The 9,942-nt window shown below is 63.9% G+C and carries 10 protein-coding genes; 8 read left to right on the forward strand and 2 right to left on the reverse strand.

Features of this window, described 5'->3' with window-relative positions:
• Positions 1-652 (forward strand): aldehyde dehydrogenase family protein (locus VFJ08_RS00640; protein ID WP_324994100.1); only part of this gene is annotated, 652 nt, incomplete at its 5' end.
• 107 nt (positions 653-759) lie between these two features.
• Here the strand turns inward: VFJ08_RS00640 and glnD are convergent.
• Together glnD and map are read right to left on the reverse strand one after the other, a co-directional pair.
• On the reverse strand, positions 760-3,435 hold the full coding sequence (glnD, locus tag VFJ08_RS00645; protein ID WP_324994102.1) for a [protein-PII] uridylyltransferase: 2,676 nt from the start codon (positions 3,433-3,435) through the stop codon (positions 760-762).
• A gap of 1 nt (position 3,436) precedes the next feature.
• Entirely contained in the window at positions 3,437-4,204 is a 768-nt protein-coding gene (gene map / locus VFJ08_RS00650; protein WP_324994104.1) for a type I methionyl aminopeptidase, read from the reverse strand.
• Between the two features lie 239 nt (positions 4,205-4,443).
• Here map and rpsB point away from each other — a divergent pair, with 239 nt between their 5' ends.
• From rpsB to VFJ08_RS00685, 7 genes are all read left to right on the forward strand, one after another.
• Complete coding sequence (rpsB, locus tag VFJ08_RS00655; RefSeq protein WP_349256920.1) at positions 4,444-5,355, forward strand: 30S ribosomal protein S2; 912 nt, start codon at positions 4,444-4,446, stop codon at positions 5,353-5,355.
• A 61-nt stretch (positions 5,356-5,416) separates the two neighbouring features.
• Positions 5,417-6,298, forward strand: a complete 882-nt coding sequence (tsf, locus tag VFJ08_RS00660) for a translation elongation factor Ts (protein WP_324994106.1) — start codon at positions 5,417-5,419, stop codon at positions 6,296-6,298.
• Between the two features lie 123 nt (positions 6,299-6,421).
• Positions 6,422-7,171 carry a UMP kinase gene (pyrH, locus tag VFJ08_RS00665; RefSeq protein ID WP_324994108.1) on the forward strand — a complete coding sequence of 250 codons (750 nt, stop codon included), beginning with the start codon at positions 6,422-6,424 and terminating at the stop codon, positions 7,169-7,171.
• Positions 7,168-7,725, forward strand: a complete 558-nt coding sequence (frr, locus tag VFJ08_RS00670) for a ribosome recycling factor (RefSeq protein ID WP_324994110.1) — start codon at positions 7,168-7,170, stop codon at positions 7,723-7,725. The genes pyrH and frr overlap by 4 nt, the downstream gene beginning before the upstream one ends.
• A 10-nt stretch (positions 7,726-7,735) precedes the next feature.
• The gene (gene uppS, locus VFJ08_RS00675; protein ID WP_324994112.1) at positions 7,736-8,455 is read left to right on the forward strand and encodes a polyprenyl diphosphate synthase; all 720 of its coding nucleotides are present in this window, start codon (positions 7,736-7,738) and stop codon (positions 8,453-8,455) included.
• A gap of 6 nt (positions 8,456-8,461) precedes the next feature.
• The gene (locus tag VFJ08_RS00680; RefSeq protein WP_324994114.1) at positions 8,462-9,292 is read left to right on the forward strand and encodes a phosphatidate cytidylyltransferase; all 831 of its coding nucleotides are present in this window, start codon (positions 8,462-8,464) and stop codon (positions 9,290-9,292) included.
• A 129-nt stretch (positions 9,293-9,421) separates the two neighbouring features.
• Positions 9,422-9,942: site-2 protease family protein (locus VFJ08_RS00685; protein WP_324994116.1), on the forward strand; the 521-nt coding region annotated here is incomplete at its 3' end.

Here is a 9,942-nt window from a genome sequence, read left to right on the forward strand (position 1 = left end):
CGATCTCGATCTGGCGGTCAAGGCGATCAAGGATTCGCGCGTCATCAACACCGGCCAGGTCTGCAACTGCGCCGAGCGGGTGTATGTACAGCGCGGCGTGGCCGAGGCCTTCCAGACCAAGATGGTCGCGGCGATGAAGGACACAAAATACGGCGATCCGGGCGCCGATCCGTCGGTCGACATGGGCCCGCTGATCAACCGGGAAGGTCTGGACAAGGTCGCGTCGATGGTCGATTCGGCGAGAAAGTCCGGCGCCGAGGTGCTCACCGGCGGTCAAGTCGCCGATCTGGGGCAGGGGTACCACTACGAGCCGACCGTTCTGGCGGCCTGCACGCCCGATATGGACGTGATGAAAGACGAGATCTTCGGGCCTGTGCTGCCGATTCAGGTGGTCGACGATCTGGATGAGGCCGTCGCGCTGGCCAACAATTCGGACTACGGCCTGACTTCATCCGTCTACACGCGCGATCTCAACGCCGCGCTCAAGGCTTGTCGGGAACTGGAATACGGCGAGACCTATGTGAATCGCGAGAACTTCGAGGCCATGCAGGGTTTTCACGCCGGCGCCGGCAAATCCGGCATCGGCGGCGCCGACGGCAAGCATGGGCTGTACGAATACACCCGTACCCACGTGGCCTACATTCAGACCTGAAGCGGCTATGCCGGCTGGCGCGGCAAAGAGAGTATCGGCCGCCGCCTCAAACCTCGGCGGGCGGCGGCGCGGGATCGTATGAAACGGCAACAGGCCTAGAGACGCGCTCAGTTGTCGGACCGATCCAGTTCGGCCGTCATCACGGCGCGCAGTTCGCGCAGGATGTCGTCGTCTCGAATGGCCATTTGCTGCCGGTCGGTGATGAAGAAGACATCCTCGGCGCGGGCGCCGATGGTCGCGATCTTGGCGGTTTCCAACAGGATGCCGCAACGACGGAACACGTCGCCGATGATCGACAGCAGGCCCGGGCGATCGGCGGTCATGATTTCCATCACCGTACAGTCGCGCTCGGCGGCCTGGGTGAAATAGATCTGGGTCGGCACGTTGAAATACTGGTTGCGCCGGCCCTGTCGCCGGGTGACATCGATGCTTTCGACGGCCGGGTCGGCGATCGCGTCGGCCAGGGCTAATTCGACCTCGCGATACCGATAGACATCGCGCACCGGATGGCCGTCGCTTTCCGCGATGATGTAGGTGTCGAGTGTGTAGTCGTCGCTGGTGGTGTTGATACGGGCGTCGTGCACCGACAGGCCGAGCTGGGCGAGCACGCCCGTGGTTACGCCGAACAGATAGTCGCGGTCGCGCATGTAGACGAACAGCGTGCTGCCCTGATCGGCGATGTCGGTGATCGATACCAGCGGCGTCTGATCATCGCCGTGCCGGACGATGGCGCGGGTCTGGCGCGCGATCTCGTCGGGGCTGTGACGAAGGAAGTATTCGGGATCGAAGCGTGCCCAGAGCGCCTTGAAATGCGGGGTGTTCACGCCGTTGCGGGTGAGGATGGCGGCCGCCGCGCTGCGTGTCTCGGCGATCAGTTCATCGCGGTCGAGCGGATCGTCGAGGCCGCGCTCCAGGGCTCGCCGGGCGTTGTTGTAGAGATCGGTGAGCAGGCTTTCCTTCCAGGAGTTCCACAGATCCGGATTGGTCGCGCGGATATCGCAGACGGTCAGCAGGAACAGCCGGTCCAGGCGTTCGCGCGAACCGACCTCGCGCGCGAATTCATTGATGACTTCGACGTCGTTGATATCGCGGCGCTGGGCGGTCATCGACATCAGAAGATGGCGGCGCACCAGCCAGCAGACGAGCTCGGTGTCGTCCGAGGAAATGCCGTGGGCCTGGCAGAACTCGCGCGCATCCTGTGCCCCGAGTTCCGAATGATCGCCGCCGCGGCCCTTGGCGATGTCGTGCATGAGCCCGGCGATATAAAGGATCTGCGGCTTGTTCAGCCCCTGCATCAGCGCGCTGGCGAACGGCAACTCGTGGTTGAAGCGGGGCAACGCCAGCCGACGCATGTTGCGCATCACGAACAGCGTATGTTCGTCCACGGTCAGCGTATGGAACAGGTCATACTGCATGCGGCCGATGATCTGGCCGAACTTCGGCAGGTAACGCCCCAGGATGCCGTAGCGATTCATCCGTCGCAGCGCCCGCGTCACGCCGCTGCGCTGGCGTAGAATCTCTGTGAAGAGGCGACGGCAATGCAATGAATTGCGAAACGAATCGTCGATCAGACGACGGTCGCGGCGCATCAGGCGCAAGGTGCGGGCGCGGATGCCGATCAGCCCGGGGCGGGTCTCCATGAGATAAAAGATCTCGAGCAGCGCGCTGGGGGTTTCGATGAAGACCCTCTCATGCGCGACCTCGATGAAGCCGTGCCGAGCCTGGAAACGATCGTTGATGGGACGCGGCCGCTCGTCGTCGGTGGCGTGCAGGATCGCTTCGGAAAAAAGTTGAAGCAATACATCGTTTAACGCAGACAAGGCTTTGATATTGCGGTAATAGCGCTGCATGAAGCGCTCCACCGCGAGGGTGTTCTCGGCATCGTCGTAGCCCAGCAGGTGCGCGATCTGGATCTGATGATCGAACAGCAGGCGGTTCTCGTTGCGCCCGGTGAGCATATGCAGGGCGAAGCGAACGCGCCAAAGAAACGCCTGGCCGCGATGCAGCTCGGAGAATTCGCGCCGGCTCAAAAAGCCGTAGTCGACCAAACCGTCGAGCGTATGGGCCGCGAACTGCCGTTTGGCGACCCAGGCGATGGTCTGGATATCGCGCAGCCCGCCCGGAGATTCCTTGACGTTGGGTTCGAGCTTGTAGGCGGTTTCGTCGTAGCGGGCGTGGCGCGCGGCTTGTTCCTCGACCTTGGCGTTGAAAAAATCGGCCGACGACCAGACATGCTCGGCGGAGGTTGCGGCCCGCATACGGGCGAACAGCGCCGGATCGCCAACCAGCACCCGCGACTCCATCAGATTAGTCATGATGGTGATATCGTCCGCGGCCAGCTCGGCGCATTCCGCCGGCGAACGCACGCTATGCCCGATTTCCAGGCCCAGATCCCATAGATAGATCAGAAAGCTTTCCAGCGCCGGGGCGACGGTATCGAGCTGGTTGTGCCGATAGAGGACGAGCAGATCGATATCGGACTGCGGCAGCAGTTCGTTGCGACCGTAGCCGCCGACCGCGACCAGGCAGGCGCTGTCGGTGGCGACCAGTTCGCGCCAGGCGTGCACCAGCACCGCGTCGACGATCTCGCAGCGCGCGCGCACCAGACGGGTGATCGATTCGCCCTGGCGAAAGGCATCGGCGATATGCGCCTGGCCCGCTTCGAGTACGGCGCGAACCGATTCCGCATCGCCGATATCAAGCGCCCAGACCCGATCGAGAAAGCCGTCCCAATCGGTCAGACCGACCGATTCGACTTCGTTTACGGGCGGACCTGGGATCATCTCAGGCCGCGGCCAGTCGGCTCGGTGTGAGCACCTCGACGCCGGCCGCGGTGACCAGCACGGTATGCTCCCATTGCGCGGACAGCGAGTGATCCTTGGTCACCACCGTCCAGCCGTCGGGCAGCAGCTTCACTTGGCGTTTGCCGGCGTTGACCATCGGTTCGATGGTAAAGGTCATGCCGGCTTCCAGCGTCATACCGGTGCCGGTCTTGCCGTAATGCAGAACCTGCGGCTCTTCGTGAAAACCGCGCCCGATGCCGTGGCCGCAATATTCGCGCACCACCGCGCAGCGCTCGGATTCGACGTATTTCTGGATCGCGGCGCCTATGTCGCCGAGCGTCGCCCCCGGCTTGACCTGCTCGATGCCGATGTACATCGCCTTTTCGGCCACGTTCGACAGCCGCCGGGCCTTGATCGACGGCTCGCCTGCGAAATACATACGCGAACTGTCGCCGTGGAAGCCGTCCTTGATCAGCGTAACGTCGATATTGAGCGCGTCGCCCCGCTTGAGTTTCTTGTCGCCGGGGATGCCGTGACAGACCACATGATTGATCGATGTGCAGACCGATTTCGGAAAGCCGTTGTAGTTGAGCGGCGCCGGCGTGGTGCCCAGCTCGTCGACCATGTAATCGTGGCACAGCGTGTTGAGTTCGTCGGTGGTCACGCCGGGTTTGACGTGCGCGCCGATCATGTCCAGCACCTCTGCGGCGAGCCGTCCGGCCTCGCGCATCTTGTCCTGTTCCTCGGGCGTCTTGATTGTCGCGCTCATCGCGTTCGATCCTTGCCGGTGGCAGAATGACAACGTCGCGCGAGCGCGACGGTGGCCTGTGAAGGGCCGCTATGGTATAAACCGCTCGCGCTTGCGGCAATCCGCAGCGTCCGAGCGGCTTTTGCCGTTCATATTCTTGAAATACACACGCGTATCGACACATGGAATAGGGTGCCTCTGGCCCAATCGGTCAGGGGTTGTTCCATGGGATGCGCGGAGGCTCAACCCGGAGACAACCCATGAGCGAAATCAGCATGCGCCAGCTGCTGGAAGCAGGCGTGCACTTTGGTCATCGCACGCGTTATTGGAACCCGAAGATGTCGTCTTACATCTTTGGCCACCGCAACAAGATCCATATCATTAACCTTGAACAGACGCTGCCGCTGATCAAGGATGCCTATAATTATATCAGCCGTCTGTCGGCCAACGGCGGCAACATTATGTTCGTCGGCACCAAGCGCGCCGCGCGCGAGGCGATCGGCAAGCAGGCCCAGCGCGCGGGCATGCCGTTCGTCAACTACCGCTGGCTCGGTGGCATGCTGACCAACTTCAAGACGGTCAAGAACTCGATCCAGCGCCTGCACGATCTCGAGCAGATGATCGAGGACGGTTCGATCCGCAAGCTGTCCAAGCGCGAGGGCCTGGACCTGCATCGCGAGCGCGACAAGCTCGAGCGCTCGATCGGCGGCATCAAGGAAATGACCAGCCTGCCGGACGCGCTGTTCGTGATCGACGTCGGCTTCGAGAAGATCGCCATCGACGAGGCCCGTAAGTTGGGCATTCCGGTGGTGGCCGTGGTCGACACCAACTGCTCGCCGGAAGGCATCGATGTGGTTATTCCCGGCAACGACGACGCGATCCGCGCCATTCGCATCTACAGCGAAATGGCGGCCGACGCTGTGCTCGCCGGCCGCGGCAGCAAGGGCAAATTCACCGGCGCCGAGGAAGAGGTAATCGAGGTTCAGGCCAAAGGCGAGGCCCACGAGCCCGGAAAGCCGGCCGAAGCCCAGGAAGCCTCCAAGGTGACCCAGAACACGGTGATCCAGGAATCGCAGGGCGAGACCGAGCCGCGTGCGACCGCGTCGCTGGGCGACGTGGCGTCGACCGACGCCGGGGAACCGGAAGAATCCGATCCGAAGAAGGCCGATTAGTAACACGGCCTTCCGTATCAACGACCGATCGTATCAACGACCGAATTTCGGAGAAACAGACATGGCAATCAGTGCCTCCCTGGTCAAGGAACTGCGCGAGCGCACCGGCGCCGGCATGATGGAGTGCAAGAAAGCGCTTCAGGCCACCGACGGCGATATCGACGCGGCCGCGGAAAACATGCGCCGCGAAGGTCTGGCCAAGGCCGACAAGAAAGCCGGCCGCGTGGCCGCCGAAGGCCGCATCGCGGCGGCCACTTCGGCCGACAACACCGCCGCGGTGCTCGTGGAAGTGAATTGCGAGACCGACTTCGTCGGTAAAAACGAAGAGTTCATCGAGTTCGCCGAGGACGTCGCGAAACTCGTGCTGGAAAAGGAACCCGCCGATGTGGACGCGCTCGGCGAGCTTTATATGGGCGGCGAAACGGTCGAGGACAAGCGCCGCGCGTTGATCGCGAAGCTGGGCGAGAAGATCAGCGTGCGCCGCTTCGAGCGCGTCAACGCCGGCGAAGGCCGCATCGATGTCTATTCGCACGGCGCGCGCATTGCCGCGGCGGTGGCCGTATCCGGCGGCGAGGATGAACTCGTGCGCGATCTGGCTATGCACGTGGCGGCTTCGGCTCCGGCGCATCTGGCGACCGAGGACGTGCCCGAAGAACGCCGCAACGCCGAAAAAGAGATCCTGATGGCGCAGGCCCGCGACTCCGGCAAGCCGGAAAACATCATCGAGAAGATGGTCGAGGGCCGCCTGAAGAAGTTCCTCGGCGAAATCACGCTGCTGGGTCAGCCCTTCGTCAAGGATCCGGACCTGACGGTCGAAAAGCTGGTATCCGAGCGCGGCGCGACGATCGAAGCCTACGCCCGGCTGGAAGTCGGCGAAGGCATCGAGAAGAAGCAAGAGGATTTCGCCGCGGAAGTCCGCGCCCAGGCCGAAAAGACGGTCTGACCGCATCTGCCGAAAAGCCGGCTGCTATTCGCAGCCGGTTTTTGTTCAGCGCCGCTGCGGGTTGTTTATCGCACTGTGACATAATCCGCGCGTTTGCTTGCCACCGACCGGGATGACCTGCTGATGACCGATAAACCGAGACCGTGTTATCGCCGCATCCTGCTCAAGCTCAGTGGCGAAGCCCTGATGGGCGGCGCGGATTTCGGTATCGCGGCCGACGTGGTCGAACGGCTGGCCGGCGAGATCCGGGAGCTGGTCGAGGCCCGGGTCCAGGTCGCGCTGGTGGTCGGCGGCGGCAATATCTTCCGCGGCGTCGGGCTGGCCGGCCGCGGCATGGATCGGGTGACCGGCGATCAAATGGGCATGCTGGCCACGGTGATCAACGCGCTCGCGCTGCAGGATGCGGTCGAGCACGCCGGCCTGAACGCGCGGGTGATGTCGGCGGTCCGTATCAATCAGGTGTGCGAGGACTACATCCGCCGCCGCGCGATCCGCCACCTGGAGAAGGGCCGGGTCGTGATCTTCGCCGCCGGTACCGGCAACCCGTTCTTCACCACCGATTCCGCCGCCAGCCTGCGCGCGATCGAGATCAACGCCGATCTGATGTTGAAGGCGACCAAGGTCGATGGAATCTACAGCGCGGACCCGTTCACCGATGCCAACGCGCGCCGCTACACCCATCTGACCTACGATGAAGTCATAGATCAGCGTCTGGCCGTGATGGACACCACCGCGATCGTGCTGTGCCGCGACAACGGCATGCCGCTGCGGGTGTTCGACATCAACCGGCCGGGTGACTTGATGCGAATCGCCATGGGCGCCGACGATGTCGGCACCCTGGTCGATAACAACACGACGAGAGCCAATCGATGATCGACGATATCTACGCGGACGCCAGACAGCGCATGGACAAGACCGTGAGCGTCATGCGCGAGAACTTTTCCAAGATTCGCACCGGGCGTGCGAGCGCGAGCCTGCTCGATCATGTGACGGTCGATTATTACGGCGTCGAGGTGCCGTTGAACCAGGCCGCCAATGTGGCCACCGAGGATGCGCGCACCATTAGCGTCATGCCCTACGAAAAAAGTATGGTGCAGAAGGTCGAGAAAGCGATCATGACCGCCGATCTTGGGCTCAACCCTTCCACCGCGGGCCAAGTGATCCGCGTGGTGCTGCCGCCGCTGACCGAGGAGCGACGGCGCGATCTGGTCAAGGTGATTCGCGCCGAAGCCGAGGATGCGCGGGTCGCGGTGCGCAACGTGCGCCGCGACGCCAACGCCGATCTCAAGGAGTTGGTCAAGGAAAAGGAAATTACCGAGGACGACCAGCACGCCGGCGAGGACCGTGTTCAGAAGGTCACCGATCAGCATGTCGAATTGATCGATAGCCTGCTCCAGGAAAAGGAGCAGGAACTGATGACGGTCTGATCGGCGCGCTATGAGCATTCCAGAGCATGTGGCCGTGATCATGGACGGTAACGGCCGCTGGGCCAGCGGGCGCGGCCTGCCGCGCGCGGCCGGACACCGCGCGGGCGCCAAGGTTGCGCACGAGATCGTCGAGACCGCCTCCAAGACGGGCGTCGGCACGCTCACGCTGTTCGCCTTTTCCAGCGAGAACTGGAAGCGACCGCGCCCGGAGGTGCGGCTGCTCATGGATTTGCTGCGTCGCACGATCCGCAAGGAGCTGGCATCGCTGGACGCGAACAACGTGCGCATGCATTTCATCGGCGATCGCGCGCGTTTTTCGACCGCGCTCGCCAACGAAATGGCCTCCGCCGAGGCGCGCACCGCCGATAACACCGGTCTCAAACTGTTGATCGCGGTCGACTACGGCGGCCGCTGGGACATCGTACGCCGGGCGCGAGAGCTTGCCGGCGCCTGCGGCAAGGGCGAGCTCGATGCCGAGACGATCGACGAGAGCCATTTCAACGACGGCCTGAGCCTGGGCCCGTTCGGCCCGCCGGATCTGTTTATCCGCACCGGCGGCGAGCGCCGCATCAGCAACTTCCTGCTCTGGGATCTGGCCTACAGCGAACTCTATTTCACCGATGTGCTGTGGCCGGACTTCGGCCCGGATCATCTCTACGACGCGCTGAACTGGTATGTCGGCCGCGAGCGCCGCTTCGGCAGTCTGGCGGTGCCGGCGGTCCAGCGCTAACAAGGCATGCTGGCCACCCGTGTTCTGACCGCCGCGGTGGCGTTGCCGCTCACGGTGCTGGCGATCCTGTTTCTGCCCGCGCTCGGTCTCGCGGCGGCCGTGGGTGTGCTCATGCTCGCCGCGGCCTGGGAATGGGGCGCGCTGGCCCGGCTCGATGCGGGCGGGCGTATCGGCTTCGTTTTGGTTGCGGGCCTCGTGATGGCGATCGCGCTCGGTCTGCGCGATGCCGGCGGCCCGGCATCCACGGCGGCCGTGATCCTGGGGCTCGCCGCGCTGTTCTGGGTGGCGGCGGTCCGGCTCGTGCTGCGGTTTCCTGCCGAATGGAACGCGACGCTCGGCCGGCGTCCGTTGGCTTTGATCGTGGGGCTGGTGGTGCTGGTCGCGCCGGTACTCGCAGTCGCCTACGTCGATCAAGCCGACGAGGGGCCGTTGCTGGTGTTGCTGTTGTGCGTGATGATCTGGGGGGCCGATACCGGCGCTTATGCCGCGGGCCGCACCCTCGGCCGGCATAAGCTCGCGCCGCGGGTCAGCCCCGGCAAGACGGTCGAGGGCGCGATCGGCGGCTTGGTCGCAGCGATGATCGTCGGCGCACTGGGCGCGTTAGTGCTGGGCCTGGATGGCTGGCGTACACTCGGCATGGCGCTGTTGGGGGGCTGGATCGCGGCGATTTCAATCGTCGGCGACCTGACCCTCAGCATGTTCAAGCGCTCGGCCGGCGTGAAGGACAGCGGCCGGTTCTTTCCGGGTCACGGCGGGGTGCTCGATCGCCTCGACAGCATGCTCGCGGCGGCGCCGTGGTTCGTGATCGGCTTGTACATCGTGCTGCGGGCAGCTTGAGCACTGCACCGGCTAATCCACGACACCGTCTCATCGGCTGATCAGGGGTAGAATGCGTTACAAAGACCGATGCGATGGTATGGCTTGGCCCGGTTCGGCCGGCCGCAATCGTGGGCGAGGCGCTGGCCGATGACGCAATGGTTGATCTCGGCGGCGGCTTTCATCGTCGCGATCGGAATTCTGGTCTCGATCCACGAGTTCGGTCACTATTGGGTGGCGCGGCGTCTTGGCGTGCGCGTGTTGCGTTATTCGATCGGCTTCGGCCGCAAGATCGCGGGTTGGACCAGCCGCAAGACCGGCATCGAGTACTGGGTTGCGGCGATTCCGCTCGGCGGCTACGTCAAGATGCTCGACGAGCGCGAGGCGCCGGTCGCCGAAAACGAGAAGCGCTACGCCTTCAACCGGGTGCACCCTTGGCGGCGAATTGCGATCGTCGCCGCCGGCCCCGGCGTGAATATCCTGTTCGCCGTCGCCGCGTATTGGCTGGTTCTGTTGCTCGGCGTGCCCGGCATCAAGCCTATTCTCGGCGCCCCGGAGGCCGACAGTCCCGCGGCGCGCGCCGGCTTTCAGGCCAAGGATCGGGTGATCGCACTGGCGGGACAGCCGGTCGCCGACTGGCAGGACTTCCGATTGTCCCTGCTCGAACTCAG

It is taken from the genome of Salinisphaera sp. (genome assembly GCF_035690525.1).
Classification (GTDB): domain Bacteria; phylum Pseudomonadota; class Gammaproteobacteria; order Nevskiales; family Salinisphaeraceae; genus Salinisphaera.